Raw genomic sequence first — 16,116 nt, forward strand, 5'->3', positions numbered from 1 at the left:
CGCGGCGCCTCGCGTCCCCCCACTCACGACCACCAGGGATGACATGACCCAGCACTCCTCAGCCCCCGCCACCGGTACGGCTCCCGCCCTCCGCACGGACGCCTCGGGAGAGTCCACCGGCTGGTGGCGCGACGCGGTGATCTACCAGGTCTACCCCCGCTCCTTCGCCGACGGCAACGGAGACGGCATGGGCGACCTGGCGGGCGTCCGCGCGCGGCTGCCGTACCTGGCCGACCTGGGCGTCGACGCCGTCTGGCTCAGCCCCTTCTACGCCTCCCCGCAGGCCGACGCCGGGTACGACGTCGCCGACTACCGCGCCATCGACCCGATGTTCGGCGACCTCCACGACGCCGACGCGCTCATCCGCGACGCCCACGAGCTGGGCCTGCGGATCATCGTGGACCTGGTGCCCAACCACTCCTCCGACCAGCACGAGTGGTTCCAGCGCGCCCTGCGCGAGGGCCCCGGCTCCCCGCTGCGCGACCGCTACCACTTCCGGCCCGGACGCGGTCCGAAGGGCGAGGAGCCCCCCAACGACTGGGAGTCCATCTTCGGCGGCCCGGCCTGGACCCGCACCACCAACCCCGACGGCACGCCGGGGGAGTGGTACCTGCACCTGTTCGCCCCCGAGCAGCCCGACTTCAACTGGGAGAACGAGGCCGTGCGGGACGAGTTCCGCTCGGTGCTGCGCTTCTGGCTCGACATGGGCGTGGACGGCTTCCGCATCGACGTCGCCCACGGCCTGGTCAAGGCCGCCGGCCTGCCCGACATGGGCAGCACCGGCCAGCTCAAGCTGCTGGGCAACCAGGTGCTGCCGTTCTTCGACCAGGACGGCGTCCACGAGATCTACCGCTCCTGGCGCCGCATCCTGGACGAGTACCCGGGCGAGCGCATCGGCGTCGCCGAGGCCTGGACGCCCAGCCCCGAGCGCACGGCCCTGTACCTGCGGCCCGACGAGCTCCACCAGGCGTTCAACTTCCACTACCTCGGCACCGGCTGGGACGCCGAGGCGCTGCGCAGGGTCGTCGACGAGTCGCTGGACTCCATGCGCCCGGTCGGCGCCCCCACCACCTGGGTGCTCTCCAACCACGACGTGGTGCGGCACCGCACCCGGCTCGGCGGCGGCCTGGCCCGCGCCCGCGCCGCCTCGCTGCTGATGCTGGCGCTGCCCGGCTCGGCCTACGTCTACCAGGGCGAGGAGCTGGGGCTGCCGGAGGTCACGGACCTGCCCGACGAGGTGCGCCAGGATCCGTCGTTCTTCAAGGACAACGGCCAGGAGGGCTTGCGCGACGGCTGCCGCGTGCCCATCCCGTGGACGTCCACCGGCCCCAGCTACGGCTTCGGCTCCGGGGGCAGCTGGCTGCCCCAGCCCGAGGAGTGGGGCGAGCTGTCGGTCGAGGAGCAGACCGGCGACCCCACCTCCACCCTGGAGCTGTACCGCAGCGCGCTGGCCGTGCGCCGCGAGCACCCGGCGCTGGGCGCGGGCGAGAGCGTGGAGTGGCTGGAGGGCTTCCCGGCCGGGGTCCTGGCCTTCCGCCGCCGCGCCGCCGACGGCTCCGGGGAGGCGTTCGTCTGCACCGTCAACACCACCGGCTCGCCGGTGGAGCTGCCCGCCGCGCCCGGCCGGGTGCTGCTGGCCAGCGGCGCGTACGACGGCGGTGCGCTCCCGGCCGACACCACCGTCTGGTGGACCGCGTGACCGAGGCGGGCACGGTCCCCCCGCAGGCCGCCCCGGGAGGGGGGCCTGCCGGGGGGACCGGTCCGCACACCGCCCGGCTCGCCGACATCGCGGCCCAGGCGTCGGTCAGCGAGGCCACGGTCAGCCGTGTCCTCAACGGCAAGGCGGGCGTGGCGGCCGGCACCCGGCAGAAGGTGCTGGCCGCCCTGGACGTGCTGGGCTACGAGCGTCCGGTGCGGCTGCGGCAGCGCAGCGCCGGGCTGATCGGGTTGGTCATCCCCGAGCTGACCAACCCCATCTTCCCGGCGTTCGCCCAGGTGATCGAGCAGGTCCTGGCCGGGCACGGCTACACGCCGGTGCTGTGCACGCAGATGCCCGGCGGCGCCACCGAGGACGAGCTGGTCGACCAGCTCGTCGAGCGCGGTGTCAACGGCATCGTCTTCCTCTCCGGGCTGCACGCCGACACCACCGCCGACCCGGCCCGCTACGTCCGGCTCGCCGGGCGCGGTGTGCCGTTCGTGCTCATCAACGGCTTCAACGAGCACATCAGCGCCCCCTTCGTCTCGCCCGACGACCGCGCGGCGGCGCGCATGGCCGTCCGCCACCTGACCGACCTCGGGCACGATCCGCGGCGGATCGGCCTGGCGGTCGGCCCGGTCCGGTACGTGCCGGTGCGGCGCAAGGCGGAGGGGTTCGCCCAGGCCCTGGCCGAGCGGGGCGTTCCGGCCGGGGAGGTGCGGCGGCTGGTCCAGCACACGCTGTTCACGCTGGAGGGCGGCCACGCGGCGGCCGGGGCGCTGATCGACGCCGGCTGCACGGGGGTGGTGTGCGGCAGCGACATGATGGCGCTCGGCGTGGTGCGGGCGGCCCGGCAGCGCGGGCTGGAGGTGCCGCGCGAGCTGTCGGTGGTCGGCTTCGACGACTCGGAGCTGATCGCCTTCACCGATCCGCCCCTGACGACGGTGCGGCAGCCGGTCAAGGCCATGGCGAGCGCGGCGGTGGGCGCGCTGCTGGAGGAGATCGGCGGGAACCCGGTGCAGCACGCGGAGTTCGTCTTCCAGCCCGAGCTGGTGGTGCGCGGCTCCACCGCCCCGCCGGTGGTGCGGGCGGGGCAGGGCGCCGAGGTGCCGTAGGGGGCGCGGCCGGATCTCCGGCGGGGCGGGCGTGCGCGGTGGGTGCCGTGTGCGTCCGCCCCGGTCGTTGCGGGGCCGCCCGCGGGCGGGCGCGCGGACCCGGCCCGGCCGGCCGGGCGCGTGGGGCTCCTGTGGCGGAAACCCCCGGCCGGCCGGGCCGGGAATGTGGTTGAACGTAGCACCGTGCAATCTCTTGCGAAAGAGATTGCGCAGAGAGGGCGATCACGTTTCCGGGATGTGTCCAAAGCCTTGACGGCCGTCAAGGGCGCGTCTACGGTCTCCAGCGCGAAGACTTGCACGGACTTTCAGTCTTCTTGCAGCAAGAGCATTCAGCTCCCACGGCCTTACGGGCGCGGCGCGTTGCCCCCAGGCAGGCATGACGCATCTGCTTCCCCCACAGGAGGAAACGTGGCCAGAAGAACGGCAGCCGCCGCGCTCGCGCTTGTCGCGGGCATGGCAGGCTCGCTCGTCGCGGTCCCCGGACAGGCGCAGGCGGCCCCGCCCGGGAACCGGGACGTCACCGCGGTGATGTTCGAGTGGAGGTTCGCCTCGGTCGCCAGGGCGTGCACGGAGAGCCTGGGCCCCGCCGGCTACGGGTACGTCCAGGTCTCCCCGCCCCAGGAGCACATCCGGGGCAGCCAGTGGTGGACCTCCTACCAGCCCGTCAGCTACAAGATCGCCGGCCGGCTCGGCGACCGCGCCGCCTTCAGGAACATGGTCGACACCTGCCACGCGGCGGGCGTCAAGGTCGTCGCCGACGCGGTCGTCAACCACATGTCCGCCGGCAGCGGGACCGGCACCGGCGGCTCGCCGTACACGAAGTACGACTACCCCGGCATCTACAGCGGCAGGGACATGGACGACTGCCGCCTTGAGATCACCGACTACCGCAACCGCGCCAACGTCCAGAACTGCGAGCTGGTCGGCCTCGCCGACCTCGACACCGGCGAGGACCACGTCCGCGACCGCATCGCCGCCTACCTCGACGACCTGCTCTCGCTCGGCGTCGACGGCTTCCGCATCGACGCCGCCAAGCACATGCCGGCGAGCGACCTGGCCGCCATCAAGTCCAGGCTCTCCAGGCCGGACGTCTACTGGAAGCACGAGGCCATCCACGGCGCCGGCGAGGCGGTCTCCCCGAGCGAGTACCTCGGCAGCGGCGACGTCCAGGAGTTCCGCTACGCCCGCGACCTCAAGCGGGTCTTCACCGGTGAGAACCTCGCCTACCTGAAGAACTTCGGCGAGGACTGGGGCTACATGCCCTCCGACCGGTCCGCCGTCTTCGTCGCCAACCACGACACCGAGCGCGTCGGCGACACCCTCACCTACAAGGACGGCGCCGCCCACACCCTGGCGCACGTCTTCATGCTGGCCTGGCCCTACGGCTCCCCGGACGTCCACTCCGGCTACGAGTGGAGCGACAAGGACGCCGGGCCGCCCAACGGCGGCCAGGTGAACGCCTGCTACAGCGACGGGTGGAAGTGCCAGCACGCCTGGCGCGAGATCTCCTCCATGGTGGCCTTCCGCAACACCGCCCGCGGGCAGGCCGTCACCGACTGGTGGGACAACGGGGGCGACGCCATCGCCTTCGGCCGCGGCTCCGCGGCGTACGTGGTCATCAACCACGAGGGCTCCCCGCTGAGCCGGACCTTCCAGACCTCCCTGCCGGCCGGCGACTACTGCGACGTGCAGAGCGGGCGGACGGTGAGGGTCGACGGCTCCGGCCGGTTCACCGCCACCCTCGGCTCCGGCACGGCCCTGGCGCTGCACACGGGCGCCCGCACCTGCTCCGGCTCCGGCGGCTCCGGGGACTTCGCGGACGGCGCCTCGTTCAACGTCAGCGCCACCACGGCGTGGGGCGAGAGCATCCACGTCACCGGCGACCGCGCCGAGCTGGGCGGCTGGAACCCGGCCGGCGCCCCGCGGCTGGACCCGTCGGGCTACCCGGTGTGGAAGCTGGACGTGGACCTGCCCGCCGGAACGACCTTCCAGTACAAGTACCTCCGCAAGGACGGCAGCGGCAACGTCGTCTGGGAAGGCGGGGCCAACCGCACCGCCACCGTCCCCGCCGACGGCAGGGTCTCCCTGAACGACACCTGGCGCAGCTAGCCGGCCCCGGCGCCCACGGCGCACCGAGGACCAGCCGCCCGGCCCGCATCCATCCCCGCCGCGGGCCGGGCGGCCCCGGACCGCCGCGCCACCGCACCCCGCCAGGGCCCCGGCGGACTCCCCCTCCACCCCCCCACGCACCGACCCATCGCACCGCACCCGAGGAGAGCGACCCGTGACAGGTCCCCTGGCGCGCAGAGGAGGGGCCGCGAGCATCGTGGCCGGCCTCCTCGCGACGCTCATCACCGCGGCGGCCCCCGCCGCCCAGGCGGCGCCACCACCGCCGCCGCCGCCGTCCGACGCGAGGCTGGCGGCCGAACCCACCCGGCACGACCTGACGCGCGAGCAGTTCTACTTCGTCCTGCCGGATCGTTTCGCCAACGGCGACCGCTCCAACGACCGCGGCGGCCTGGAGGGCGGCCGCCTGGCCACCGGGTACGACCCCACCCACAAGGGCTTCTACCACGGCGGCGACCTGCGCGGCCTGATCGAGAAGCTGGACTACGTCAAGGGCCTGGGCACCACCGCCATCTGGATGGCCCCCCTCTTCAGGAACAAGCCCGTCCAGGGCGAGGGCGAGAACGCCTCGGCCGGCTACCACGGCTACTGGATCACCGACTTCACCCGGGTCGACCCGCACTTCGGCACCAACGACGAGCTGCGCGAGCTGATCGACAAGGCCCACCGCAAGGGCATGAAGGTCTTCTTCGACGTCATCACCAACCACACCGCCGACGTCGTGGGCTACGAGGAGAAGTCCTCCTCCTACCTCTCCGAGGGCGCCTTCCCCTACCTCACCAGGGACGGCGAGCCCTTCGACGACACCGGCCGCGCCGCCGGGGAGAAGTTCCCGGAGGTGGACCGCGACTCCTTCCCCCGCACCCCCGTGGTCGCCGAGGACGAGAAGGACGCCAAGGTCCCGTCCTGGCTCAACGACCCGACGATGTACCACAACCGCGGCGACTCCACCTTCGCCGGCGAGAGCTCCCTGAACGGGGACTTCCACGGCCTGGACGACCTGTGGACCGAGCGCCCCGAGGTCGTCGAGGGCATGAAGAAGATCTACCAGCGCTGGGTGCGGGACTTCCAGATCGACGGCTTCCGCATCGACACGGTCAAACACGTCGACCTGGAGTTCTGGACCCAGTGGGCCGCGGCGCTGGACGCCTACGCCGCGAAGAAGGGCCGCGAGGACTTCTTCATGTTCGGCGAGGTCTACACCTCCGACCCCGCCCAGATGGCCCCCTACGTCACCCGCGGCAACCTCGACGCCACCCTCGACTTCGGCTTCCAGGAGGCGGCCCGCTCCTACGCCTCCCAGAGCGGACCGGCGGGCAGGCTCTCGGACCTGTTCGCCCAGGACCACCGCTACACCACCGGCCGGTCCAACGCCTACGAGCAGGTCACCTTCACCGGCAACCACGACATGGGCCGCATCGGCGCCTTCATCCGCCAGGACAACCCCGGCGCCGGCGACGCCGAACTGCTGAGCCGGGCGAAGCTCGCCAACGAGCTGATGTTCCTCACCCGCGGCAACCCGGTGGTCTACTACGGCGACGAGCAGGGCTTCACCGGCGCCGGCGGCGACCAGGACGCCCGCCAGACCCTCTTCGCCTCCCGGACCCCCGCCTACCTCGACGCGGAGAGGAACGACCGGATCGGCACCGACCGCACCCACGCCGAGGACGCCTACGACACCCGGCACCCCCTCTACCGGTCCATCGCCGCGCTGTCCGAACTCACCCGGAAGCACCCCGCCCTGCGCGACGGCGTCCAGACCGAGCGCTACGCCGAGGCGGGCGACGGGCCGGGCGTCTACGCCTTCTCCCGCATCGATGCCGAGCGGCGCACCGAGTACCTCGTCGCCGCCAACAACAGCGAGAAGGCCCGCACCGTGGAGGTCCCCACCGGCTCCCCGGACACCGCCTTCGACCGGATCCACGGCGGCGGCGGCGCCACCGTCCGCACCGGCGGCGACGCCCGGCTGACCGTCACCGTCCCGGCCCTGTCCACCGTCGTCCTCAAGGCCGCGAGGCCGCTGCCCGCCCCGGCCGCCGCGCCCGCCGTCGAGCTGGCGGCCCCCGCCGCGGGCGCCACCGGCACCGTCGAGATCACCGCCGACGTCGACGGCGGGGACGGCCTGAACCGCGTCGTCTTCGCCGCTCAGGTGGGCAACGGCGCGTGGCGGACCCTCGGCACCGCCGACCACGCCCCCTACAAGGTCACCCAGTACCTGGGCGAGGAGGTGCGGGCCGGAACGCCGCTGCGCTACAAGGCCGTCGCGGTCGACGGCAGGGGGCGCACCGCGAGCGACCTGGCGCAGACCACCGCCGGCCAGGCCCCGCCCGAGGAGAAGCCCTCGGCGGTCGAGCGGGACTGGGCCGTCGTCCACTACCAGCGCGCCGACGGCGACTACGACGGCTGGAGGCTCGTCTCCGGCGAGCAGACCGCCGCCTTCACCGGCCGCGACGCCTACGGCGCCTTCGCCTGGGTCAAGGTCGCCGACGGCCGGTCCGAGCTGCCGTTCACCATCGCCAAGGACGGCGTGGCCGACGGCCCCGAGCGCACGATCGACCTGTCCCGGACCGGCGAGGTGTGGGTCGAGCAGGGCGGGAGCGAGGTCCTGCACGAGCGGCCCGAGGGCGTCTACCCGCCGCAGGACGGGAAGAAGGCCGTCCTGCACTACCACCGCGCGGACGGCGACTACGACGGCTGGGGCCTGCACACCTGGACCGGCGCCGCCCGGCCCACCGACTGGTCCGAGCCGCTGATGCCGACGGGCCGGGACGCCTTCGGCGTCACCTTCGAGGTGCCGCTCGCCGAGGGCGCCACGTCGCTGAGCTACATCATCCACCGGGGCGACCAGAAGGACGAGAACGCCGACCAGTCCCTGGACTTCGCCACCCACGGCCGCGAGGTGTGGAAGCTGGGCGGCACTCCCGGCTTCCTGCTGCCCACCACCGGCAAGGCCCCCGAACTGGACCTCTCCAGGGCCGAGGCCCAGTGGATCGACCGGAACACCGTCGCCTGGAAGGTCAAGGCCACGGACGCCACCAGCCAGCAGCTGGTCCACGACGCCCGGGGCACCATCGCCGTCGAGGACGGCGCACTGTCCCACGAGGGCCGCTGGCTGCGGCTGAACCCGGTCCCCGGCGGGCTGACCGAGGAGCAGCGGAAGAGGTTCCCGCACCTGGCGGAGTACGCCGCCTTCACCGTCGACCCGCGCGACCGCGACCGGGTGCGCACCGCCCTGCGCGGACAGCTGATCGCCACCCAGCGCACCACCGGGGGCGCGCTGCTGGCGGCGACCGGCGTCCAGATCGCCGGCGTCCTCGACGACGTCTACGGCACCAGGGCGGCGCGGGCCGCCCTCGGCCCGGTCTTCGACCGCCACGGCCGCCCCACCCTGTCGGTGTGGGCCCCCACCGCGCAGAAGGTCGCCCTCGAACTGGACGGCCGCACCGTGGCGATGCGGCGCGACGACGCCACCGGCGTCTGGAGCGCGAGCGGCAACCGCAGCTGGCGGGGCAAGCCGTACCGCTACCTCGTCACGGTCTGGGCGCCCTCGGTGCGCAAGCTGGTCACCAACAAGGTCACCGACCCCTACTCCACCGCCCTGACCACCGACTCCGAGCGGAGCCTGGTGGTGGACCTGGACGACCCCGGGCTCGCCCCCCGGGGCTGGAAGGAGCTGCGCAAGCCGGCGGCGGTGCCGCTGCGCGACGCCCAGATCCAGGAGCTGCACATCCGCGACTTCTCCGTCGCCGACCCCACGGTGGACGAGCGGCACCGCGGCGGCTACCTGGCCTTCACCGAGGGCTCCTCGGACGGCATGAGGCACCTGAGGAAGCTGGCGGACGCGGGCACCACCCACGTCCACCTGCTGCCCTCCTTCGACATCGCCTCCATCCCCGAGCGGGCCGCCGACCGCGCCGAGCCCGGCTGCGACCTGGCCGCCCTGCCCGCCGACTCCGACCGGCAGCAGGAGTGCGTCGGGGAGGTCCGCGACAAGGACGCCTACAACTGGGGCTACGACCCGCTGCACTACACCGTGCCCGAGGGCTCGTACGCCACCGATCCCGACGGCACCACCCGCACCGTCGAGTACCGCAGGATGGTCCAGGGCCTCAACGGGGCCGGACTGCGGGTCGTCCTGGACGTGGTCTACAACCACACCATGGCCGCCGGGCAGGACGGCAGGTCCGTCCTGGACCGCATCGTGCCCGGCTACTACCACCGGCTGCTGGAGGACGGCACGGTGGCCACCTCCACCTGCTGCGCCAACACCGCGCCCGAGAACACCATGATGGGCAAGCTCACGGTGGACTCCATCGTCACCTGGGCCAGGCAGTACAAGGTGGACGGCTTCCGCTTCGACCTGATGGGCCACCACCCCAAGGAGAACATCCTGGCCGTCCGGAAGGCGCTGGACGCCCTCACGGTCGAGAAGGACGGCGTCGACGGGAAGAGCATCGTCCTGTACGGCGAGGGATGGAACTTCGGCGAGGTCGCCGACGACGCCCGCTTCGTCCAGGCCACCCAGAAGAACATGGCCGGCACCGGCATCGCCACCTTCTCCGACCGGGCCCGCGACGCGGTGCGCGGCGGCGGGCCCTTCGACGCCGACCCCGGCGTCCAGGGCTTCGCCAGCGGCCTGTACACCGACCCCAACTCCTCGGCCGCGGGCGGCAGCCGCGAGGAGCAGCGCGAGCGGCTGCTGCACTACCAGGACCTGATCAAGGTCGGGCTCAGCGGCAACCTCGCCGACTACACCTTCACCGACACCTCCGGGCGGCAGGTCAAGGGCTCCCAGGTCGACTACAACGGCTCACCGGCCGGATACGCCGACGCCCCCGGCGACGCCCTCGCCTACGCCGACGCCCACGACAACGAGACCCTCTACGACGCCCTGGCGTTCAAGCTGCCGAAGGACACCCCGGCCGCCGACCGCGCCCGCATGCAGGTGATCGCCATGGCCACCGCCGCCCTCTCCCAGGGACCGGCCCTCAGCCAGGCGGGCACCGACCTGCTGCGCTCGAAGTCGCTGGACCGCAACTCCTACGACTCCGGCGACTGGTTCAACGCCGTCCACTGGAACTGCGAGGCCGGCAACGGCTTCGGCCGCGGACTGCCGCCGGCCTGGGACAACCAGGACAAGTGGCCCTACGCCGAGCCGCTGCTGACGGCCGCCGCGCTCACCCCGTCCTGCACGGAGATCGAGGGGGCCTCCGCCGCCTACCGGGACCTGCTGACGATCCGCTCCACCGAGGAGGCCTTCAGCCAGGCCACGGCGGCCGAGGTCCAGCGGGCCCTGTCCTTCCCGCTGTCGGGGAGGGACGAGACCCCGGGCGTGATCACCATGCGCGTCGAGGACGGCGACCGCGACCTGGTGGTCGTCTTCAACGCCACCCCCGAGCGGCAGACGCAGGCGGTGGACGCCCTCCGGGGCGCCTCCTACGCCCTGCACCCGGTGCAGGCGTCCGGCTCGGACGCGGTGGTGAAGGAGGCCGCGTTCGACGCGGACAGGGGCGCCTTCACCGTCCCGGCCCGCACGGTGGCGGTGTTCGCCGCACGGTAGGCACCGCGACCGGGAGGCAGCACGGGACGGGCGCGGCCGCCGGGGATCCGGCGGCCGCGCCCGCTCGTTCCGGGGCCGCGGCTCAGTCCCACCAGAACGACCACAGGTCCCGGCCCGGCAGCCACTTCTCCGCGTACCGCGCCAGCGTCCCCGCCCCCTGCCGCACCACCAGGGGGCAGAAGGCGTAGTGCTCGGCGGCCAGCGGCAGCGCCTGCGCCGCGTCGCGGGGCGGCGACGGCACCGACAGGTGCAGCGCCTCCGTCTCCAGGGCCACCACCCGCACCCCGAACCGCTCCTCCCAGGAGCGCAGCACGGCGGTGCGCCGCGCGGTGTCCGCGCCGTGCGCCAGGGCGCCCGTCCAGCCGATCGCGGCGGGTATCGCGGAGCTGCGCCGGGCCGGGACCAGGGCCAGCCGCGGCCGGCGCAGGAGGCCGCGCTCCACCAGGGAGCGGGCCACCGAGGCGGCCGCCTCGTCCGCGCGGCCGTGCCGCTCCGCGCCGCCGCCGGGCCGTACGGCCGCGCGGGCGCGGGCCGGGCCGGGCCACCGGCGGCCGTACGGGCGCAGCGCCGCCCCGCCGTCCGGCTCCCGCGCCCCGTGCTCGCGCCACCAGGCGGCCAGCGCGGCGAAGGCGTCCGGCTCCCGATCGCCACCGCCGCCGCCGGCGGGCAGCAGGTCGTCCTCCACGGCGGTGCCGCGGGAGCCGCGGCCCAGCAGCACGGGCCGCAGGCCGGTGCCCTCCAGCACCGGCAGCGCCCGCTCCCAGCACTCCGGCGCCGCGGGAGCGTCGGCGCGCCACAGCAGCGGCTCGGGCCACCTGCCCAGCACCGTCCGGTCGATCAGCGTGCCCGGCCCCAGCGCCGCCGAGGCCGCGAGCGAGCGCAGCGCATCCGCTGTTCCGGTCCTCGTCGTGTCGGCCACACGCCGACGTTACCGGCCGCCCTCGGCGGCGTCCCCGGCCCCGGCACCGCCGAGCACGGCGCCGAGGATCCGGTCCCCGCCGTCCGCGCGGTCCCCGCCGTCCCCGAGGCCGCCGGGCACCAGGGCCAGCAGCCGCCGCACCAGCTCGCCGAACGGCCCGTCCGCGGGCTCCCGGGCCAGGACGCGCCGCAGCACCCGGGCGGTCTCCGCGTCGTAGGCGGCCGACACCGCCGCCAGGGCCAACAGCTCGTGGACGAGCCGGAGCTCCAGCTCCCGGCGGGGTATCGAGCGGTCCGCCAGCCAGTTCAGGGCCGTCGTCTCGGCGACGCCGATCCAGGAGCGGACCACCAGGGCCATGCGCGGCCCGGGGGAGTCCAGCCCCAGGTGCGCCAGGAGCTGGGCGTACGCCGCCTGCCGCACCTCCTCCACGACGGCCCCGCTGCGCTCCGAACCGCCGCGCAGCAGGGCCGAGAAGCCCGGGGCGTGCTCCTCGGCGAAGTCGAAGTAACGGCCCATCACCTGCAGCAGCCGCATGCTGAACGGGCCCTCGGCCGGGATGGCGAAACGGGCCGACAGCTCGTCCGCGGCCTTCCGCACGGCCGCCTCGTACAGGCTGTACTTGCCGGGGAAGTAGTGGTACACCAGCGGCCGCGATATCCCGGCCGCGGTGGCTATGTCGTCGATCGAGACGTCCTCGGGAGGACGGTCGCTGAATAACGCCAGTGCGACGTCGATGAGCTGCTGCCGACGTTCCTCGACACCCATCCTGCGGCGTACCCCGGTGGTCATGGGAACACCCTAGCGAGACCGCCCGCGCCCGGACCCCTCGTCGGCTCCCGCCGCCGTCCCGGAGGGCGGGCCGCCGGGGCGGCGGATACCGCGGTGCCGACCCGCGGGTGCCTGTGCGAGGATCCCTGCGCCGGGGAAGCCGGTGCAACCGTGGAGGGTGACGATGTTCGCGACGTCCCTGGGCGACGACGGCGCCCTGCTGTGCCCGCTCGAACCGTGGCAGGCCGAGGAGTTCCTGGCCCACCTGGACCGGGGCCGGGAGTTCATCGGGCGGTACGTCGGGCTGCCCGACATCGTCACGGACCTGGAGTCGAGCCGCTCGTACCTCCGGTCCTACGCCGAGAAGGCCGCGGCCGACACCGGGCGGATCTACGGCATCCGGACGGAGGAGGGGCTGGTCGGCGGGGTCCTCTTCCGGACGATGGACGTCGCGCAGGGCACCGCCGAGGCGGGCTGCTGGCTGGAGCCGTCGGCGGTGGGCAGGGGGCTGGTGACCCGGGCCGCGCGCGTGATCATCGACTGGGCCGTCGAGGAGCGGGGCATCCACCGCGTGGAGTGGGTGGCCGCGGCGGCGAACCGGGCCAGCATCGCCGTGGCCCGGCGGCTCGGGATGACCAGGGAGGGCGTGCTGCGGGAGAGCTACCTGTACCGGGGGGAGCGGTACGACATGGAGGTCTGGTCGGTCCTCGCGCCGGAGTGGCGGGCCGCCCGGCGGTCCGGGGCGGTCCCGGGACCCTCCGGCGGGGTTCCGGAGGGTCCCGGGGCCGCGTAGGCACCCCGGCGGTCCGGGGTCAGCCCACCCGCCACCCGGAGAACTCGGCGGTGCCGCTCGCCGCGCCGGCCGCCGTCATGCCCAGCCCCACGTCCTGCCGCCCGGACGCGCCCGGCACCCGCACCGTCGCCACGGTCCGCCAGGACGTGCCGCCGTCGGCGGACAGCTCGCCGGTGTACTCGGCCCCCGCGCGCCGCAGCCGCAGCAGTACCGGGGCCCGCACGCCGGTGATCCGGCGGTAGGCGTCCAGCGCGCCGTCGCCGTCGGAGTCGTAGGACAGCACCACGCCGTTGGCCGGGGTCACCGACAGGTTGAGGAAGCCCGGCGCGCCCGCCCGCGCCAGGTCGCCGCGCACGAAGATCCCGGCCCGGGCCCACGGACCGGTCTCCTCCTGGGCGGTGACGGCCACGGTGACCGTGCCGTCCGCCCCGAGTCCGCCCGGCCGGTACAGGGCGCCGAACTCGGCGGTGCCCTTCCACAGGTCCGCGCCCCCGCCGTGGACGGCGTAGGCGTCGCCCAGCCGCCCGAACACCGCGCCGTTGGTGGAGACCGTGCGCAGTCCCGCCCCCAGCGGCCCGGCCAGGAACAGCGCACCGTCCAGCCGGGTGCGCACCCGCCGCCCGCCCTCGGCCCCGTACACCGCCGCCACCGCGTACGGCAGCTTGCGCAGCGGCTCCGCCAGGGCGCCGGCCGGCGCGGTCAGGCGCCAGCGCGCCCGGGTCCGCCCGCCGGGCGGGACGCGGTCGACGGCGGTGGGGCCCTGCGGCTCGGCCCGCGTGCCGGGCGGCGCGGACAGGGACAGCTCCACCGGCCCGGCCGCCCGCAGCCCGTTGGTGTTGGCGAAGGTGGCGGTCAGCGTGGCGCGTCCGCCCGGTGCCACCGCCGCCGGGTCCACCGCCGTCTCCAGCGCCCCCTGGTAGGGGGCGCCGGCCAGCATGTCGCGGACCCGCACGGCGGTGGCGTACGGGTCGCCCACCGGCCGCAGCGGGTACTCCTTCCGCTCCCGCGTCCACGCCTCCTCCACCGCGTACCAGTCCACCGGGGAGGGCTCGCCGCCCGAGGCCAGGGCCCCGTCCAGCTCGTCCAGCCACCGCCGCCAGCGCGGCAGGTAGAAGTCGCCGATCAGCCCGTGCCAGTCGCGGTTGGCGTAGTCGTGCAGCCTCCCCGCGTCGGAGGTGGCCCGCCCGTCCCACACCGTCAGCAGCACCCGGGCGGTGCGCTCCAGCTCCGCCGCCTCGGCCGGCGAGGTGCCCGCGCGGCGGGCCGCGTCCGTCCACGGGCCCAGCAGGAACAGCCGGTGGGTGCCGGCCAGTTCGTCGGCCAGCGTCATCAGCCGCAGCCACAACGCCGACAGCTCGCGGAAGCCGGCCAGGTCGCCGCCGGCGTAGGCCGACCGCAGCTGCGGCAGCAGCAGCCGGCTGCGGTTGGCCAGCGCCTGCCGGGCGACGTCCACCAGGTCGTGGCGGTAGGCGTCGCTCCCGCGCCGGGCCGCGGCCACCGCCAGCAGCCCCTCCAGCGCCGCGTCGAAGCGCGCCGGGTCGTAGGCCGTCTCGGTGGGGCCGTACTGCCCGGCCCGCGTGGCGGCCAGGTCGGGGCGGGCGGCGAAGAGGCTGTCGTGGGCGAAGCCGTACAGGTGTGCCGTGTGCCGGTAGGCGGTGTCGTGCAGCGCCCGCCAGGCGCCGCGCGCCCCCGGGTCCGGGCCGCCGTAGCGGTACCCGGCGTACCGCTCGAACCAGGCCGGCAGGTCCACCGGCTCCGCGCGCCAGGCCAGCTCGGAGAAGAAGTCGAAGGCGGCCGGGTCGCGGTCGGCGGCCTCCGGCATGTACGCGGTGCCCGCCAGGGCGCTGCCGGGCTTGTCGCGCCAGGCGTGGAAGCGTTCGTTCCACACGTGGGTCCTGGCCCCCAGCAGGGTGCGCCCGCCGAAGTTGGGGATCGAGCCGAAGCAGTAGGGGGTGCCGTTCCAGTCCGCCTCGCGGTCGGAGACGGTCTCGGTGCGCTCGGAGATGCCGTCGACGATGAGCATCCGCCGCTTGTCCACGGCGTCCACCAGCTCGCGCCGCGGATTGTCCTGCCAGCCCAGGATCACCCACACCGCCTCCGGGTGGGCCCGCCGCAGCGCGGCCTCCACGCCCCGCGCCGCGTCCGCCACCGGCACGCCGCCCGCGGTCCCGCCCTCGTGCAGCAGGTCCATCTTGAAGTGCGACGCCTCGCCGAACAGCTCCCGCTGGTGCCGGTAGAAGGAGGCGGCCGCCTCGGCGAAGGCGCCGGTGCGCGGGTCCAGCCAGTCGGGCCGGGCGAATCCGTGCCAGGTGCCCTGGGGGACGGTGCGGGCGCCGGGGACGCGCGAGGCGAAGTCGCGCGGCACCGTTCCGTAGTAGCCGGGCAGCACCGGGTGCATGCCCAGCTCCCGCAGCCGGCCGGTGATGCGGCGGCCCAGCTCCACCCGCGCCTCGATCAGGGCCGGGCTGAGCGGCCCGCCGTAGCCGCTGAGGTTCTGCAGGTGCCACCACGGCTGGTGGGAGGGGGCGGGCAGCCAGCGGCGCGCCTCGGCGTCCGAGTAGCCGAAGTCCCTCAGCAGCCGGTGGTAGACGGCCTCCTGCCCGGCGATGACCAGCACCTGGTTGCAGCCGTTCAGGGCGAGGACGTCGATGAGGCGCTCCCAGTACGCCCAGTCCGCGTACGGGCGGGTGTAGCCGTCGTTGGTGTCGTTGAGCGCGAACCGGTTGGGCAGGGTGGTGGAGCGCTCCAGAGGGCGCGCGGGCGCAGGCAGCGTCGCGGGCAGCGACAGGTTGCTCCCCGCCCAGGAGACGTGCGCCGAGCAGACCTCCTTCAGGTACCAGTGGACCCCGGTGAGGAGCACGGCCGGACTCGTCCCGGCCACCTCGATCCGTCCGGCCGTCCCCGTGACCGAGAAGCGCTCCACCCCGTCGCGCACCGGGAGCGGCACCAGCCGGAACTGGCCGGCGTGGTCCGGCAGCAGCCGGTTCAGCGCCGCCGCGGCCGGGCCCGTGGCGAAGGGCCGTGCCGCCGCGGCCGCCGTGCCGCCGCCGATGCCCGCCGGGCCCGGGCCGACCGCCGCGGCCAGGGAGGCCACCACCGTCCCGGCCCCCAGCAGCAGCCGCCTGGAGGGCCCGTGCG

The 16,116-nt window shown here is 74.6% G+C and carries 8 protein-coding genes; 5 read left to right on the forward strand and 3 right to left on the reverse strand.

Annotated elements, in window-relative coordinates; genetic code table 11:
- Window positions 1-43: 43 nt before the first annotated feature.
- From ACFSJS_RS01910 to pulA, 4 genes are all read left to right on the forward strand, one after another.
- Window positions 44-1,699 (forward strand): glycoside hydrolase family 13 protein, encoded by a 1,656-nt coding sequence (locus tag ACFSJS_RS01910; RefSeq protein WP_380895946.1) that lies wholly within the window; start codon window positions 44-46, stop codon window positions 1,697-1,699.
- Window positions 1,684-2,811, forward strand: coding sequence for a LacI family DNA-binding transcriptional regulator (locus ACFSJS_RS01915; protein ID WP_380896757.1), 1,128 nt, complete (start codon window positions 1,684-1,686; stop codon window positions 2,809-2,811). Before ACFSJS_RS01910 ends, ACFSJS_RS01915 begins: the two co-directional genes overlap by 16 nt.
- Before the next feature lie 408 nt (window positions 2,812-3,219).
- Entirely contained in the window at window positions 3,220-4,920 is a 1,701-nt protein-coding gene (locus tag ACFSJS_RS01920; protein WP_380895948.1) for a carbohydrate-binding module family 20 domain-containing protein, read from the forward strand.
- Window positions 4,921-5,134: 214 nt separating this feature from the next.
- Entirely contained in the window at window positions 5,135-10,498 is a 5,364-nt protein-coding gene (gene pulA, locus ACFSJS_RS01925; RefSeq protein ID WP_380896759.1) for a pullulanase-type alpha-1,6-glucosidase, read from the forward strand.
- 82 nt (window positions 10,499-10,580) lie between these two features.
- Here pulA and ACFSJS_RS01930 read toward each other — a convergent pair whose 3' ends face one another.
- On the reverse strand, window positions 10,581-11,417 hold the full coding sequence (locus ACFSJS_RS01930) for a DUF4253 domain-containing protein (RefSeq protein ID WP_380895950.1): 837 nt from the start codon (window positions 11,415-11,417) through the stop codon (window positions 10,581-10,583).
- A 9-nt stretch (window positions 11,418-11,426) separates the two neighbouring features.
- Window positions 11,427-12,206: a TetR/AcrR family transcriptional regulator gene (locus ACFSJS_RS01935; protein ID WP_380895952.1), complete on the reverse strand. Its 780-nt coding sequence runs from the start codon at window positions 12,204-12,206 to the stop codon at window positions 11,427-11,429.
- A 163-nt stretch (window positions 12,207-12,369) separates the two neighbouring features.
- On the opposite strand from ACFSJS_RS01935, the gene ACFSJS_RS01940 reads away from it, so the two are divergent.
- Entirely contained in the window at window positions 12,370-12,978 is a 609-nt protein-coding gene (locus tag ACFSJS_RS01940; protein ID WP_380895954.1) for a GNAT family N-acetyltransferase, read from the forward strand.
- Between the two features lie 19 nt (window positions 12,979-12,997).
- Here ACFSJS_RS01940 and ACFSJS_RS01945 read toward each other — a convergent pair whose 3' ends face one another.
- Window positions 12,998-16,093 (reverse strand): alpha-N-acetylglucosaminidase, encoded by a 3,096-nt coding sequence (locus ACFSJS_RS01945; RefSeq protein WP_380896761.1) that lies wholly within the window; start codon window positions 16,091-16,093, stop codon window positions 12,998-13,000.
- Between the last annotated feature and the right edge of the window lie 23 nt (window positions 16,094-16,116).

It is taken from the genome of Streptomyces desertarenae, from assembly GCF_042681365.1.
Lineage (GTDB): Bacteria > Actinomycetota > Actinomycetes > Streptomycetales > Streptomycetaceae > Streptomyces > Streptomyces desertarenae.

Excerpts from the sequence above, each read along its gene's own strand:
- ACFSJS_RS01910 (WP_380895946.1), top strand. The coding sequence starts at position 44 with ATGACCCAGCACTCCTCAGCCCCCGCCACCGGTACGGCTCCCGCCCTC.
- ACFSJS_RS01935 (WP_380895952.1), bottom strand. The coding sequence starts at position 12,206 with ATGACCACCGGGGTACGCCGCAGGATGGGTGTCGAGGAACGTCGGCAG.
- ACFSJS_RS01940 (WP_380895954.1), top strand. The coding sequence starts at position 12,370 with ATGTTCGCGACGTCCCTGGGCGACGACGGCGCCCTGCTGTGCCCGCTC.